Origin of the sequence: Chryseobacterium sp. HMWF035 (assembly GCF_003094695.1) — a bacterium.
Lineage (GTDB): Bacteria > Bacteroidota > Bacteroidia > Flavobacteriales > Weeksellaceae > Chryseobacterium > Chryseobacterium gambrini.
This window is the reverse complement of sequence record NZ_QEHP01000057.1, coordinates 38481-53871: the sequence shown is the minus strand read 5'-3', so window position 1 is coordinate 53871 and position 15391 is coordinate 38481. Positions and strand designations below refer to the sequence as shown.

Here is a 15391-nt window from a genome sequence, read left to right as displayed (position 1 = left end):
AGATCCGCTATTTCGAAAACATTGAATCTTGTCATTCTGACGAAGGAAGAATCTCAAAAAAAACAATTTAAATCCTTTACTCCATCTCATTTCGTTCCGGATGACAACAAACGGCATATCATTTTCGCTATTTTTCACCTTTATTTTTATTAATCAATTGTGTTAATCTTTCATCAATCAGATCTTTTCCGAGAATTTCTGCGCAGGTATTGAATGCGCCGATCGTACAGCCCAAAATTCCGTGCATATTGACGGATTGTCCGGTAAGAAAAAGATTGTCGATTTTCGTGCGTGGAGAAACCATGGTTTTCAGAGGATTTTCAGAACTTTTCATGTAACCGTACATATTTCCGTTAAAGCTTCCGATATAATCGCGATAAGACAACGGTGAAGAAGTGTAAAAACACTTAATCGATTTTCTTAAATCAGGGAATTTCTTTTCTAAAGCATCCATCATTTTTTCAGCTTTTTCCAGCTTGAATTTTTCATACAATGCTCCTCTTTCATATTTGTCTGCAACGGTATTGACGGTTTCCTTCCACTCCTCCACTTCCTGAAAATCCATGTAGGAAATGGCGGTGAGAGTTTCTGCAAAACCGGGATTGTGTTTGGATTCTGTGGAAGAAAGCATATACGTTTCGGGCCATTTTTCTTTTTGATAACGATAGGCATTCCAGACCATTTCCTCATTGGCAAAATGGTAAATATTATAATTGAAATTCTGAAAAGATTGTGGTTTCATCACGAGATAAACACTGAAACATGACGGAACGGGTTCCCAGCTTACAATTCTGTTGACAAATGATTTTTTAAGCCTTTCTTCTCCGAGAAGTTTCAGGGTTGTGCGAATTTCGATATTTGAAATGAATTTTTTCGCAAAATATTCTTTTCCTTCTGAAGTTTTTACTCTGGATAACATATTGTTTTCATCAAAAATAAATTCGGAAACTTCAGCATGTTTGTGTACTTCTGCTCCATGCTCACGAAGCCTGCGAATCAGCAGTTTTGAAATCTGGCTTCCTCCTTTGATGCATTTGTAAGCACTTTGGATATAGGAATTTACAGTGAGCGCATGAACGTAAAACGGAATATTTTCGGAATCTCCCGCGTAGAGAAAATTGGATCCTAATAAAACAGACTGCAGCTTTTTATTCGAGGTTAAAGATTCAATAAATCTTTTGGTATTTAAGTGAAGAATTTCTTCGTTGTAATTGTTTTTTCCCACAAGATTGTATCTGGGAAACTGACTGCAAATTCTCTGAATTTCTTCGCAATAGTCTTCTAAATTGTCTTTTTCTTCGGGAAAGTATTTTGATAGCTGTTCAACAAAATTTCTGTAGCCTTGTGCGTGAGGATATTCGGTTTCATCGTCTCCAAAAGTGATTTTGTCGTAGCCGTTTTCGTCCATCTTATGAAGCTGAAGTTCTTCCATAATTTCCAGATAGGAAAAATACTGATGAAGATTTTGTCCTTCGGAAAGTCCTCCTAAATAGTGAACTCCGGTATCGAAGATGAGTTTGTCGCGGGAAAAGGTCTGTAAATTTCCGCCGTACTGATTGTTTTTCTCGAGAACGCACACCTTCAAACCTTCCTTCGCCAAAACAAGCGCTGAAACAAGACCGCCCAATCCGCTGCCGATGACGAGTATGTCGTGTGTTTTTTTCAAGGAAGAAAGTGTCTTTAATGATTTTGAATTTTAAAACGCAAAGTCCACAAAGATTTTTCTTAATCACTTTCTGTTTTTAAGTTCGCAAAGGCGTTAACACTCAGCAAAGATAAAAGGAAACTTAGGACTTTATTTTAAATTTCTCAATCATTTAATGTTTGAGTTAAATATTAGTTTTCAGAAGGTAAAAGTAGGAAATTTAATTAATATCGTCCCAAAAATCAAAATAATTGAACCATTGGAGCGGATATTTTCGAATCATGGATTCAAGATTTTGAGTGTAAGAGTTCAAAAGTCCCTGTGCATCGCGTTTTTTGACGTTTTCGGCAACTCTTGCGTACAAATGATAATGCAGATTTTTTTCTTTCATCACATACACATACACGACCGGAACGCCTAATCTGGAAGCAATGAGAAAGGGTCCTGCAGGAAATTTTGCCGTTTTTCCCAGTAATTCGCCTTCTAAAAACTTTGAGCCTTCGAAATATCGGTCTCCGGTAAAGCAAATGAGCTCATTTTTAGACAAGGCTTCATTGATGTCGAAAATATGGGACATATCGTCTTTCACGTAAATAAATTTAATGCTACTCGCTTTTACGGAAACACTTTCAAGATATTCTTTAATAACTGTAACTTCCTGATCTGTTGTTACTAAGTTGATCTGACAGTCGAAATCGATATCGGCAAAGAAATGTTCGGCAATTTCAAAATTTCCGATGTGCGCACTGATGAGAACGCCTCCTTTTTTTTCGGCTAAAAGGTTTCTGAGGTTTTGAATTCCATCGAATTCGTAGGTGTATTTGTTGCGCAATCCTGCTGAAATAGCAGTTTTATCAATAAGAACGGTTCCGAAAGTGAAATAGCTTTTAAACAGAGAAAGTTTTGTTTTCCAGAAGCCATATTTCAGCCTTTCTGAAAAATAATAACGGTAGTATCTGTTGCTGTTTTTTTCGAACAAAAAATAATAGAACGCAACAAAGTAAAGCACTACATATGAACTTCTGATCCCGATATTTCTAATGCACCAGACGAAAATTTTGTAGCCCAGAATCGTCCCTTTAGATTTACCTTTCCACTTGTTCATATTTTTTGTTCTTAACGCAAAGTTCGCAAGAAATTTTTAACTACTACCTTTTTTTTAAGTTCGCAAGAGCGTTTTACTCGGCAAAGAAGCTAAATCAATTATACGCTTTTTTCAGTAATCTTGTTTTCGATCACGGTATAAAAATCGTCAAAAGTCACGATGTTTTTGAAGTCTGCTTCGCCTAATTTCACTCCGAAATTAGATTCGATAACCACTACAAGATCAATATAATCTAAGCTGTCTAAACCCAGCGTTTTTTTAAAGTTTGCATCATTGCTGATTTCATCGCCGTCTACTTCAAATTCGTTGACTAAAAAGTCATTGGCAATCGCAATAATCTTTTCCCTTTCCATGTTTTTAATTAAATTTTTTAACAATTAATGCAGAATTGGTTCCCCCAAATCCGAAAGAATTCGACAAAAATACATCAATTTTTTGACTTTTAGTTTCGGCGATCAAATTTATCTTTTTCGCCTCATCATCAGGATTTTCCAGATTGATATTCGGGGCTACAAAATCGTTCTGCATCATAAGGATCGAGTAAATGACTTCACTCGCACCTGCCATCCAGCATTCGTGACCGGTCATTGATTTTGTTGAACTTACCGGAACTTCGCTTCCGAAAATTTCGTAAATGGCTTTCGCTTCATTGGCATCACCAATTGGTGTAGATGTTGCATGAGCATTAATATAATCGATATCTTTTACCTGTAAACCAGACTGTTGCAAAGCCCTGTTCATGGCTAAAGCCGGTCCGTCTACATTTGGGGTGGAAATATGTCCTCCGTTGGAAGAAAATCCATACCCGACAATTTCCGCGATGATATTGGCTCCTCTTTTTTGGGCAGATTCTAAACTTTCAACAATTAAAGTTGCTGCTCCTCCACTCGGAATTAATCCGTCTCTGTCTTTATCAAAAGGTCTGGATGCTTTTGTGGGTTCATTTTCCCGTACTGAGAAAACGCCCAAACCGTCAAAGCTCGCCATCGAATATTTATTGGTTTCCTGTGCTCCTCCGCAAATAATCATCTCCTGAAAACCGTTTTTAATCATCATGTAAGCTAGTCCCAAAGAGTGAGATCCGCTTGCACAGGCTGCACTGATGGTTAAATTGATTCCTCTCAGTTTAAAAATGGTCGAAAGGTTCATGGTAACGGTAGAGTTCATGGATTTAAAAATGGCTCCTGAACCCATTAACGTTGTATCTTTTTTCTCTCTCGCTATATCGATCGATTCTACCACTGCCTTGGAAACACTGTCGTTTCCGTATAAAATTCCGACTTCGTTATTGTCTAAAAAATCCTGATCTATATTTGCCTGTTTCAGTGCATCAAGCGTTGCGATATAGGCATATTCGCTTTCTTCGCCCATGCTTACGCGCTGTCTGCGGCTGAGAAGATTTTTGAGATCCGGCTTCGGAACCACGCCCGTTAATCCCGATCTGAAACCAAATTCTTTTCTTTCGTCTACTAAATGAATTCCGGATTTTCCCTGAAATAAAGATTCTTTCACCTCTTCCAAAGAAGTTCCGATGCAGGAATAAATTCCCATTCCGGTAATGACAACCCTATTTTCCATGTAATGTTCAAGGTTTTAGGTTTTAGGTTTTGGGTTGCAGCTCACAACTGCTACCTTTTATCTGCCACCTGATTTTATGAGTAGATTCCTCCGTTAATATTGATGACTTCGCCTGTAATGTACGATGACTTTTTAGAGGCTAAAAATGCGACTAAATCTGCCACTTCTTCCGCTTCCCCGAATCGGTTTGCAGGAATCATTGCTTTCAATTCGTCTTCATTGAATTCCTGCGTCATGTCCGTTTTTATGAATCCCGGTGCAACCGCGTTTACGGTAATGTTTCTTTTCGCCACTTCCTGAGCCAGCGCCTTTGTAGCTCCTACCAAAGCACCTTTCGCCGCAGAATAATTGGTCTGTCCTGCCGTTCCTTTCACTCCGGAAACAGAAACCATATTGATAATTCTGCCGTATTTATTGCGCAACAGTTTCTGGATAAAGAAATGCGTCACGTTGAAAAAACCATTTAAACTGGTGTTAATCACTGCATTCCAGTCTTCACTTGGCATCCACATGAACAATCCGTCTCTTGTAATTCCGGCATTATTTACGATCACCTCAACAACGGATTTAGGATTATTTTCCTGCCATTCTGTTAAAACTTTTTGGGTTTCTTCGGCATTTCCTACGTCAAATTTCAAAATTTCTCCGGTAGATCCCAGTTCTTCCACTTTAGCTAACGTTTCTTTAGCTGCCGCTTCGTTTGAAGTGTAGTTGATTAAGATATGATAGTTTTTTTCTTCAGCCAGTTTTATACAGATCGCTCTTCCGATTCCTCTTGAGCCTCCTGTGACGATTGCACATTTCATGTGTTGCTTATGTAGTTTTAGTTTTTTGTGTATATTTTCCTTTCCTTAAGTATGACAATTAATTTCCTTAAAAAATTACATTGCCTTTAAATATTTCTTCACTTCTTCCAGATAAGGATACATTACCATATCATCAGAAAACGTAGGAATTATTTTTCTTATTTCATCGTACAATTCTTTGGTTGCCGATGAAATTTTATCCTGAAAACCAAGATATTCTATTGCCTGAACAATGGTAATGGCTTCAATTGTCAACACCTCGAATGCATTTTCGATTACTTTTCTGCAAATAACCGCTGCATTGGTTCCCATACTTACAATATCCTGATTATCATTATTGTTAGGTATACTGTGAACATACATCGGATTGGACAACATCTGGCTTTCTGCCGTAGTGGAAGTTGCCGTAAACTGAACACCCTGCATCCCGAAATTGAATCCTAATTTACCTAAATTAACAAACGGAGGCAAAATTTCGTTGATTTTAGAATTCAGTAAATAATTCAATTGTCTTTCCGCCAACATTGTTAATTTGGTGACTACAATTTTCAGCTTATCCATTTCAAGGGAAATGTAATCGCCGTGGAAATTTCCACCGTGGTAAACGTGCTGATCTTCTACATTGATGATCGGATTATCATTTGCTGAATTGATCTCGTTTTCCAATACTTTTTCCGTATATTCCAACGTATCTAAAACAGGTCCCAAAATCTGAGGAACACATCGTAAAGAATAATATTCCTGAACTTTTTCCTTGAAAACCTTTTCCTGCTCTTCAAAGTGAGTATATAAATGATCGGCTCTTTTTCTGATCAATTGACTGTCAGATAAGTGAGCACGCATTTTTTCTGCAATTTTCTGCTGTCCTTCGTGAAGTTTGGTTCCGTTCAGCACTTCAGATAAATGATCGTCATACGCCTGAACAATTTCGTTGATCGCACAAGATAATTTGATTGAAATATCGGTTAACTGATTCGCTTTATGCGCATTAACGACTCCAATTCCGGACATCACGGATGTTCCGTTCATCAAAGCCAGTCCTTCACGGATTTCTACCTGAATCGGCTGTAAGTTTTCGATCTCAAAAACTTCTTTTGTTGATTTTCTTTCTCCTTTATAGAAAACTTCACCTTCCCCGATCAATACCAATGCAAGATGCGCCAACTGAACCAGATCTCCACTTGCCCCAACACCTCCGTGTTCAAAAATAAGCGGCGTAATATCTCTGTTTATTAATTCTTTAAGTAAATTTACTACAGAATGATGAACACCCGATTTTCCTAATGATAAGGTATTCAGTCTTGCCAGCATACAGGCTTTTGCTTCGTCTGCGGGAAGCGGATTTCCAATCCCCGAAGAATGACTTCTGATAAGATTATACTGAAGCTGGTGGGTATCTTCATCGCTGATCTTGAACTGCGCCATCGGTCCGAAACCCGTGTTCACACCATATATTACTTTATTTTTTGAAAATTCTTTTAAAAACTGAAAACTCTCATCCACTCTGGCAAGAAGTGTATCATCCAGTTCTATTTTCTCATTGTTGATGATGACTTTCTTAAAGTCACTCAGTTCTAAAAAGTTATTTATTTTCATTAATTAAAAAGTAATAAATAGATAATTTTGTAATTATTAATTAATTGTCATTAATTTTGCGGCAAAGATAGAAGTAATTATTAAAATAAAAAATCAAAGATGAGCAAAGAATTTGTTGACGTTCTTGTAATCGGCGCCGGACCGTCCGGCTGCGTATCTTCTTCATACTTAAAGAAGAACAACGTCAACGTGAAAGTTGTTGAAAAAACAAAATTTCCAAGACTGGTTATTGGAGAAAGCCTGATTCCTCGTGTGATGGATCATTTTGATGAAGCCGGACTTTTCCCTGCTCTTGACAAAATGGGCTTTGAGAAGAAACTGGGAGCACGTTTTTTAAGAGGCAACGAAGTCTGCATTTTTGATTTCAGTAATAAATTCGGGGAAGGATGGGACTGGACGTGGCAGGTTCCGAGAGCGGATTTTGATAATGTTTTAGCTCAGGAAGTCATTAATAAAGGAATTGATCTTGAATTCGAAACGGAAGTCATCGGCATTGAATTCAACGGAACAGATTCTGTAACGACTGTAAAAAATAAGAACGGCGAAATAAAAGAAATTCATGCCAAATTTGTGATCGATTCCAGCGGTTACGGAAGAGTTTTACCGAGACTTTTGGATTTAGAAAAACCTTCAAAGCTTTCTCCTCATTCTGCGATTTTTTCTCACGTAAAAGACATTAACCGGGAAGAAGGAACGGAAGGAACTCTGATTTCTTTTGATATTATAGAAACGGAAGTCTGGCTTTGGGTAATTCCTTTTTCTAACGGAAACACGAGCGTAGGAATTGTAGGACCTACTGAATATATCGAAAAATTATCCGCAAACGGCGATACAACGGAAGCTCTGAGAAAAGCAATTTCCCTTTCGGATTATTATGTAAAACGTTTCGGGGATGTAGATTTTCTTTTTGAACCTCAACATCTGAAAGATTATTCGTGCTCGGTAAAAAAATTGTACGGTGACGGTTTTGCGCTTACAGGAAATGCTTCGGAATTCTTAGATCCGGTTTTCTCTTCAGGAATGGCTTTTGCCACAGAAGGCGGAATGACCGCAGCAAAATTAGCCTTAAGGCAACTGAACGGCGAACAGGTAGACTGGCAAAAGGAATTTGCAGACTATATTTTATACGGCGTTGATGTTTTCACAACGTATGTAAAAGAATGGTACACCGGAAATCTTCAGGAATTATTTTTCCACCAACCGGAAAATCCTGATGTGAAAAGAAAAATCTGTGCGGTTTTGGCGGGTTATGTCTGGAACAAGAAGAATACTTTTGTGAGAATTCATGATACGGCAATTAAAAATCTGGCAGAATTTATTAAGGCAGAAAAGCAACAAGCATAAAAAAATCCGCTTCCTATTTCAGAGGCGGATTTCTTATCTTATCTTTTTATTTGATCTCTCTTTCAATCATATGAGCCAAAGTCTTTGCTGTTTTGGCATATCCTTCCGAAATTCTGTCATTATTATTTGGAAGTCCCACAAAATTATCGCCGGGAGCATTCTTACTTTCGATTTCCAGTAAAACATGAGAAGGATTTTCTGTTTCTACAAATTTTAAAAGTGTACTCAGTTTTGAAGGCTGGTTCATAATTCCTCCGAACCATCCCGGATAAATCCAGACAGTTTCTACAATGAGAGTATATTTTGCAGATGAATTGTTCACAGAAGTTTTAATATCCGTGTTTTTACTCATGGATGCTAAAAATTTATCCACAAACTGAGTATTTTTAGAATATTCCCAGTCTTTCTTCCACTTTTCAAATTCTTCAGGACTTTTACCTGCTTTTTGGATCGCTTTTTCCTGTTTGGCAATGTAGCCTGCCTCATCTATGTTTTCTTTATAAAATGTTATGTGGCTGTAATCCATGTTAAGGTTCAGTTCAGTCTGTCCTTTCAGGAAATCGAAATTTCCGGAAATCACTTTCATCTTTTGTGCATGTAGAACACAGGCTAAAAAAACCAGAAAGGATAGGAATGTTTTTTTCATCGTTTATTTAAATTTTAAAATCTATTTTTTGTTAACATAATGATCTACTTTTAACGCCAACATTTTAGATGTTTTTGCGTAACATTCTGCAATTCGATTATTATTATTCGGAATACCAATCCCATTATCTCCCGTTGCTTTTATTCCTTCAACAACCATTAAAATATTCGTGGGATTGTCTGATTCTACAAAGGTCATTTTAGAATTCATTTCCGCAGGAATACTGCCAATTCCTCCAAAAATACCTTGAGAAATCCATGTCGGCTCAACAATTAGAGTGTATTTTGTTCTTTTGAAATCTGTAGATGCTTCAATTTTTGTATTCTTATTCCATGAAGCTAAAAACTTATCCTGAAAAGTTTTAGATTTTGAAAATTCCCAGTCATTTTTCCATTTTTCAGCTTCTTTTTTTCCTGCCCTCTTTTCAATCTCCTGCATTCTCTCATCGATATATTGTTCTTCGGTAATTTTCTTTTTAGCAAAAGTAACACCTTCAAATTTGAAAACAACTTTAATGAATTTTTGATCTTTTAAAAAGTTATAATCTCCAGTAATGACTTTTACTCTTTGTGCCATCAAGCATGACGAGAAAGCTACTAAAAATAGAAATATCGTTTTTCTCATGGTTATTTTATTTATCCTTTATCTTAAATCCGAAAACGTTATCGGCTTTCTGCTGTTCGGATTAAATACCGTTTTAGATAAAACATCAAAATCGACCAGTTCAATTTTCGGACTCACTCTTAATTTTGCTCTGAAATGATCTCTTACTTCATTTACAAAACCCTCGGAATTGCTGTCTGTGCTTATTTTAATGATAATTTCATCCAACCCGATTTCGTTTGACTGAATAACAATCTGATAACAGAGAATCTTATTGAAATCATTTAAAATATCGTTCATTGCAGGCGGATACAATGTAGTCCCTTTGTATTTGATCATCTGTTGTTTTCTTCCGATGACAGGACCCAACCTCATCGTATTTCTTCCGCAGTTACACGGCTCATAATGTGCTTTTACAATATCGCCTGTTTTAAATCTCAACAACGGAATTGCTTCAACACCCAAAGTAGTAATCGTAAGTTCCCCACTTTCGCCTTCTTTTACCGGATTTCCTTCATCATCAAGAATTTCGGTGATAATTAATTCCGGATGGTGATGTCCGCCAATTTGTTCTTCACACTCTGTAAAAGCGGTGCTCATTTCCGTAGAAGCGTAGGTTGAAAAAAGTTTAATATTCCACTTTTCTTTAATTTTCAGGGAAAGAATATTATCCGTAAAATCCTGATTTTTGATGCTCTCTCCGATACAAACTGCTCCATAAACACTGGAATTTTTATAATTTATCCCATGTTTTTCGGCATAATCGATCATTTTTAGCAAAAAAGACGGAACGGTGATTAAATATTTCGGTTTGTATCTAAAAATGGAATCCCATTGAAGTTCGGGAATTCCCGGTCCCATTCTTACCACACTGGCTCCCATTTTTCTGAGTCCTAAAAAGTAAGCAAGTCCCGCCATGAATCTTTTATCGATCGTGGTAATCATCTGTACTACATCCCCTTTTTTTATTCCTGCACACGCAAAAGAAATGGCTTCGTTGTAGGCTAATCTTTCAAGATCGTTATCTGATAATCCGAATGTTACAGGATCTCCCAGTGTTCCTGAAGTCGTACTGTAATCCACAATTTTATCGGGTGTCACACAGAAAAAATCATCGTTATGCTGCTGAATATCGTTCTTCGTTGTGGTCGGAATTTTTTTCAGATCTTCCAAAGTCTGAATTTCAGCAATATGGATATGGTTTTCTTTGAATACCTTTTGATAAAATGGTGAATGAGTTTCAAGATACGTTAAAAGTTCCTGAAGCTTCTGCTCCTGAAACTTTTTTATTTCCTGAATGTCTGATCTTTCGATGGATGGATAAAAGTCCAATGGTTTTTATTTTTAAAGGACAAATTTATTAGTTTATTTTAATTTGTCGCAGGTTTTGTTGATTATGCAGATTTATTTTCCTGCGGATTTCGATGATGACTTGTTTTTGTTATTATTCGTGAAAAGAATTTTGCTGCAAGTGTTAACGCAAAGTTGCTGTTCTGCATTCTTTTATTTTTAGTAGGTAAAGGCAAATAATTACTTCTCGAAGCCTGGAAATATCGCTTATTAAATAAATTTTGCGTTTAAATTTATAAACGAAAATGTAAGTTTCGGTTAAAACCAATTTGAAATACTACTATTGAAGCGGGCTAAAGCTCGCCCCTCTGATAAACACCAATGAAAATCCACGGTATTTGTGAAAACATTCGTGCTATTTGGGTTTAAAAAACTCTTCAAAAGTTTATAATCAACCCTTGATTGTTCACAAAAAATTAATCTTTTTATTTATTTTTCTGAAACAGAAGTTTTTAATAGGAAATATCAAAATAAAACATATATTATAAACCGACAAATTTTAGTAAATTTGCCAACTTAATTAATCAACGATATTGATATATTACAATGAGCCAATTTAAAGAGTACAAAAACCTCAACCTTATTGACGTAGCCGAGAACATCGCAGAATTCTGGAAGCAGAATAAAACTTTCAATAAGAGTGTTGAGATTCGTGAGGGGCAACCTGAGTTTGTGTTTTATGAAGGTCCGCCTTCAGCAAACGGTATGCCCGGAATTCACCACGTAATGGCCAGAGCGTTGAAGGATATTTTCTGTCGTTATCAGACCCAGAACGGAAAGCAGGTTTTCCGAAAAGCGGGTTGGGATACGCACGGACTTCCGGTAGAGCTTGGTGTGGAAAAAGAATTAGGAATCACTAAAGAAGATATTGGCAGAAAAATTTCGATTGAGGATTACAACAAAGCGTGTCGTGAAGCGGTAATGCGTTATACAGACGTATGGAATAACCTTACTGAAAAAATCGGGTATTGGGTAGATCTTGATGATCCGTACATCACGTACAAATCAAAATACATGGAAACGGTTTGGTGGCTTCTGAAACAATTGTACAACAAAGATCTGCTGTATAAAGGTTACACGATTCAGCCGTATTCGCCAAAAGCAGGAACCGGACTTTCTTCTGCGGAGTTAAATATGCCGGGAACGTATCATGATGTTTCGGACACTACGATTGTGGCGCAGTTTAAAGTAAAAAAAGAATCTACCGATCTGTTTAATGATGTTGAAGGAGATGTAAACATTCTTGCATGGACGACAACACCTTGGACTTTGCCTTCCAACACGGCTTTGGCTGTAGGAAGAGACATTGAATATGTTGTGGTTAAAACTTTTAATCAATATACTTTCCAGCCGGTAACTGTAGTTCTGGCAAGAGTTCTTCTGAATAAAAATTTCGGGAAAAAATATGCGGAAGGAACAGATGAAGATTTTGCGAACTATACTTCGGAGAGCAAGACCATTCCTTACCAGATTTTAAAAGAATTTACGGGAGAAAAATTAACAGGAACTCAATACGAGCAGTTGGTTCCATGGTTTACTCCAAACGACACTCCTGAAAAAGCTTTCAGAGTGATCTTGGGAGATTTTGTAACCACTGAAGACGGAACAGGAATTGTTCACATTGCGCCTACTTTTGGTGCAGATGATGCGAAAGCGGCAAAAGAAGCCGGAGTTCCGCCCATGCTGGTAAAAGATGAAAATGATAATCTTGTTCCGCTGGTAGATTTACAGGGAAGATTTATCAAGGGAGAAAATGTTCCTGAATTATTCTCAGGAAAATACATCAAGAACGAATATTACGATGAAGGAACTGCACCCGAAAAATCATGGGATGTAGAACTGGCAATTTTACTGAAAACAGAAAATAAAGCCTTCAAAGTAGAAAAATATGTTCACAGCTACCCTCATTGCTGGAGAACAGATAAGCCTGTATTGTATTATCCTCTGGATTCATGGTTTGTGAAAATGACGGCTGTAAAAGACCGTTTGGTAGATTTAAACAAAGAAATCAACTGGAAGCCGAAATCTACAGGAGAAGGACGTTTTGCGAACTGGATTGAAAATGTAAACGACTGGAATCTTTCCCGTTCAAGATATTGGGGAATTCCTTTGCCAATCTGGAGAACAGAAGATCTGAAGGAAGAAAAGATCATCGGATCTGTAGAAGAATTATACAACGAGATTGAAAAATCTGTAGAAGCAGGATTGATGACTGAAAATCCGTTTAAGGATTTCATCATCGGAGATATGTCTGAAAATAATTATGCATCTGTGGATCTGCATAAAAATATTGTAGACAAAATCGTTTTGGTTTCAGATTCAGGAAAAGCAATGAAGCGTGAGAGCGACCTGATCGACGTTTGGTTCGATTCCGGTTCAATGCCTTATGCGCAATTGCATTATCCTTTTGAAAATAAAGAATTAATTGATAATAATAAAGCGTTCCCTGCAGATTTCATTGCGGAAGGTGTTGACCAGACTCGTGGTTGGTTCTATACGCTTCATGCAATCGGAACGGCGGTTTTTGATTCTGTTGCTTATAAAAATGTAATGAGTAACGGACTTGTTTTGGACAAAAACGGGCTGAAAATGTCAAAATCCAAAGGAAATGCAGTAGATCCGTTTGAAACTTTATCGGTTTACGGTCCGGATGCAACACGTTGGTATATGATTTCCAATGCGAATCCGTGGGAAAACCTGAAATTCGACATCGAAGGAATTGATGAAGTGAGAAGAAAATTCTTCGGAACGTTATACAATACGTATTCATTCTTTGCATTGTATGCGAATGTGGACGGATTTAATTATTCTGAAAAAGAGGTTGAGAACAGACCGGAAATCGACCGATGGATTCTTTCTGAGCTGAATTTGTTAATTAAAGAAGTTAAAGCATTCTACGAAGATTACGAACCGACAAGAGTAGCGAGAGCGATCAATACGTTCGTGAACGACAATTTATCCAACTGGTACGTAAGACTTTGCAGAAGACGTTTCTGGAAAGGAGATTATTCTGAAGATAAAATCTCAGCTTACCAGACTTTATATACGTGTCTTGAAACGGTTGCTAAATTATCTGCGCCAATCGCTCCGTTCTTTATGGATCAGTTGTATCAGGATTTAAATAAAGTAACCGGAAAAGAAACTGCGGAATCGATCCACTTAACGGATTTCCCGGTTGCTGATGAAAGTTTAATCGATCAGGATCTGGTTGAAAAAACGCATTTAGCACAGACGATAACAAGTTTAGTTCTTTCCATCAGACGTGCAGAAAGTTTGAAAGTAAGACAACCTCTTCAAAGAGTGTTGATTCCTGTTTTGGATAAGAAAACGGAAGAGCAGATTTCCGCGGTTGCAGATTTAATTAAGCAGGAAGTAAACGTTAAAGAATTACAGTTAATTAATGCTGAAGAAGCGTCGCATTTAATTGTAAAACAGATCAAACCGAACTTCAAAGCTTTAGGTCCTAAATTAGGAAAAGACATGAAAACGGTGGGTGGAGAAATTACCAATTTCACCGCAGAACAGATCTCCACTTTGGAAAAAGAAGGAAAAATTGATGTGCAGGGTTACGAAATTACACCGGAAGATGTGGAAATTTCCACAAAAGATATTCCGGGATGGACGGTAACTTCCGACGGAAAAACCACTGTGGCATTAGATTTGACGCTAACAGATGAATTAAAATCTGAAGGTATCGCAAGAGAATTCATCAACAGAGTTCAGAACCTGCGAAAAGAGAAGGATTTCGATTTGACGGACAGAATTACGATCTCTTTGGAAGAAAATGCTCCTTTCATTGATGACATCAAGAAAAATGAAGAATATATTTCATCCGAAGTCTTGTCAAATAAAATAGAAATTGTATCTTCACTTTCAAATTTTAACGAAATCGAAATAGATGAGGTTAATTTTAAGATAAATGTTGAAAAAAATTAACTTATAGTTATTGTTTTTCAAATTCCATTTCATAATTTTATTAAAAAAGAGAAACGAACATGTCAGACGAAAGAGTAAGATACAGTGATGCTGATTTACAAGAGTTTAAAGCAATCATTAAGGAAAAAATAGAAAAGGCTGAAAAGGATTTACAACTGATCAGAGAAAGTTTTATCAACGACCAGAATAACGGTACGGATGATACTTCCCCTACTTTCAAAGCATTTGAGGAAGGCGCTGAAACGTTGAGTAAAGAACAGAATTCTATTTTGGCCGGAAGACAGGAGAAATTCGTACGTGACCTGAAGAACGCTTTGATAAGAATTGAAAACAAAACTTACGGTGTATGCAGAGTAACGGGTAAACTTATTCCGAAGGAAAGACTGTTGGCGGTTCCTCACGCTACGCTGAGCATCGAAGCGAAAAATATGCAGAAATAACCACAAGGTTAGCTACAATAAATTTGGGTTTATATCGTATTTCGAGGAATACTTTATAAACCTAATTTTTAATATCTACCCATGAGCGAATTATTAATTTTAGGAATTATCGTTGCCGTTGTATTGGCATTTTTCAACAGAGACCACATTAAAAACAGGTTCTTTCCGGATGAAAAGCGCAATTATACGATTGACGATCAGTTTAATTCTGATAAACGGGAAAGGGAAAAAGAGATCGACCGTCTTCTGAGCAAGATGGGAAAAAACGGAGTGAATGATCTGTCGGCAAAAGACAGAAAAAGACTTGACGAATTGTCTAAAAAGTAAAATTTAAATTAAAAA

The 15391-nt window shown here is 37.0% G+C and carries 13 protein-coding genes; 4 read left to right on the top strand and 9 right to left on the bottom strand.

All coding sequences use genetic code 11. The features are described 5' to 3' along the window. Window positions 1-127: 127 nt before the first annotated feature. From DD829_RS09640 to hutH, 6 genes are all read right to left on the bottom strand, one after another. Complete coding sequence (locus DD829_RS09640) at window positions 128-1666, bottom strand: phytoene desaturase family protein (RefSeq protein ID WP_108410533.1); 1539 nt, start codon at window positions 1664-1666, stop codon at window positions 128-130. A 199-nt stretch (window positions 1667-1865) separates the two neighbouring features. Further along, window positions 1866-2750 carry a lipid A biosynthesis acyltransferase gene (locus DD829_RS09635; RefSeq protein WP_108410532.1) on the bottom strand — a complete coding sequence of 295 codons (885 nt, stop codon included), beginning with the start codon at window positions 2748-2750 and terminating at the stop codon, window positions 1866-1868. 98 nt (window positions 2751-2848) lie between these two features. Continuing rightward, window positions 2849-3103 (bottom strand): acyl carrier protein, encoded by a 255-nt coding sequence (locus DD829_RS09630; RefSeq protein ID WP_108410540.1) that lies wholly within the window; start codon window positions 3101-3103, stop codon window positions 2849-2851. 4 nt (window positions 3104-3107) lie between these two features. Further along, entirely contained in the window at window positions 3108-4328 is a 1221-nt protein-coding gene (locus DD829_RS09625; RefSeq protein WP_108410531.1) for a beta-ketoacyl-[acyl-carrier-protein] synthase family protein, read from the bottom strand. A gap of 74 nt (window positions 4329-4402) precedes the next feature. Beyond that, window positions 4403-5134 (bottom strand): 3-oxoacyl-ACP reductase FabG, encoded by a 732-nt coding sequence (gene fabG / locus DD829_RS09620; RefSeq protein ID WP_108410530.1) that lies wholly within the window; start codon window positions 5132-5134, stop codon window positions 4403-4405. Between the two features lie 75 nt (window positions 5135-5209). Then, window positions 5210-6730 (bottom strand): histidine ammonia-lyase, encoded by a 1521-nt coding sequence (hutH, locus tag DD829_RS09615; protein ID WP_108410529.1) that lies wholly within the window; start codon window positions 6728-6730, stop codon window positions 5210-5212. A 99-nt stretch (window positions 6731-6829) separates the two neighbouring features. On the opposite strand from hutH, the gene DD829_RS09610 reads away from it, so the two are divergent. Next, entirely contained in the window at window positions 6830-8074 is a 1245-nt protein-coding gene (locus tag DD829_RS09610) for an NAD(P)/FAD-dependent oxidoreductase (RefSeq protein WP_108410528.1), read from the top strand. Window positions 8075-8120: 46 nt separating this feature from the next. Here DD829_RS09610 and DD829_RS09605 read toward each other — a convergent pair whose 3' ends face one another. Genes DD829_RS09605 through DD829_RS09595 form a run of 3 tightly spaced genes read right to left on the bottom strand, consistent with a single transcriptional unit; the run spans window position 8121 to window position 10655 of the window. After that, window positions 8121-8720 (bottom strand): hypothetical protein, encoded by a 600-nt coding sequence (locus DD829_RS09605; protein WP_123906840.1) that lies wholly within the window; start codon window positions 8718-8720, stop codon window positions 8121-8123. Window positions 8721-8741: 21 nt separating this feature from the next. Next, window positions 8742-9344, bottom strand: coding sequence for a hypothetical protein (locus DD829_RS09600; protein WP_123906839.1), 603 nt, complete (start codon window positions 9342-9344; stop codon window positions 8742-8744). Window positions 9345-9362: 18 nt separating this feature from the next. After that, window positions 9363-10655, bottom strand: coding sequence for a phenylacetate--CoA ligase family protein (locus tag DD829_RS09595; protein ID WP_108410525.1), 1293 nt, complete (start codon window positions 10653-10655; stop codon window positions 9363-9365). Between the two features lie 564 nt (window positions 10656-11219). Here DD829_RS09595 and ileS point away from each other — a divergent pair. From ileS to DD829_RS09580, 3 genes are all read left to right on the top strand, one after another. Continuing rightward, entirely contained in the window at window positions 11220-14609 is a 3390-nt protein-coding gene (gene ileS / locus DD829_RS09590) for an isoleucine--tRNA ligase (RefSeq protein WP_108410524.1), read from the top strand. 59 nt (window positions 14610-14668) lie between these two features. Continuing rightward, window positions 14669-15049 (top strand): TraR/DksA family transcriptional regulator, encoded by a 381-nt coding sequence (locus DD829_RS09585; RefSeq protein ID WP_002983772.1) that lies wholly within the window; start codon window positions 14669-14671, stop codon window positions 15047-15049. 81 nt (window positions 15050-15130) lie between these two features. After that, the gene (locus DD829_RS09580; protein ID WP_108410523.1) at window positions 15131-15376 is read left to right on the top strand and encodes a DUF6576 domain-containing protein; all 246 of its coding nucleotides are present in this window, start codon (window positions 15131-15133) and stop codon (window positions 15374-15376) included. Window positions 15377-15391 lie beyond the last annotated feature (15 nt).

Excerpts from the sequence above, each read along its gene's own strand:
- DD829_RS09625 (WP_108410531.1), bottom strand. The coding sequence starts at position 4,328 with ATGGAAAATAGGGTTGTCATTACCGGAATGGGAATTTATTCCTGCATC.
- DD829_RS09580 (WP_108410523.1), top strand. The coding sequence starts at position 15,131 with ATGAGCGAATTATTAATTTTAGGAATTATCGTTGCCGTTGTATTGGCA.
- DD829_RS09585 (WP_002983772.1), top strand. The coding sequence starts at position 14,669 with ATGTCAGACGAAAGAGTAAGATACAGTGATGCTGATTTACAAGAGTTT.
- DD829_RS09635 (WP_108410532.1), bottom strand. The coding sequence starts at position 2,750 with ATGAACAAGTGGAAAGGTAAATCTAAAGGGACGATTCTGGGCTACAAA.
- DD829_RS09630 (WP_108410540.1), bottom strand. The coding sequence starts at position 3,103 with ATGGAAAGGGAAAAGATTATTGCGATTGCCAATGACTTTTTAGTCAAC.
- DD829_RS09600 (WP_123906839.1), bottom strand. The coding sequence starts at position 9,344 with ATGAGAAAAACGATATTTCTATTTTTAGTAGCTTTCTCGTCATGCTTG.
- fabG (WP_108410530.1), bottom strand. The coding sequence starts at position 5,134 with ATGAAATGTGCAATCGTCACAGGAGGCTCAAGAGGAATCGGAAGAGCG.
- DD829_RS09610 (WP_108410528.1), top strand. The coding sequence starts at position 6,830 with ATGAGCAAAGAATTTGTTGACGTTCTTGTAATCGGCGCCGGACCGTCC.
- hutH (WP_108410529.1), bottom strand. The coding sequence starts at position 6,730 with ATGAAAATAAATAACTTTTTAGAACTGAGTGACTTTAAGAAAGTCATC.
- ileS (WP_108410524.1), top strand. The coding sequence starts at position 11,220 with ATGAGCCAATTTAAAGAGTACAAAAACCTCAACCTTATTGACGTAGCC.
- DD829_RS09605 (WP_123906840.1), bottom strand. The coding sequence starts at position 8,720 with ATGAAAAAAACATTCCTATCCTTTCTGGTTTTTTTAGCCTGTGTTCTA.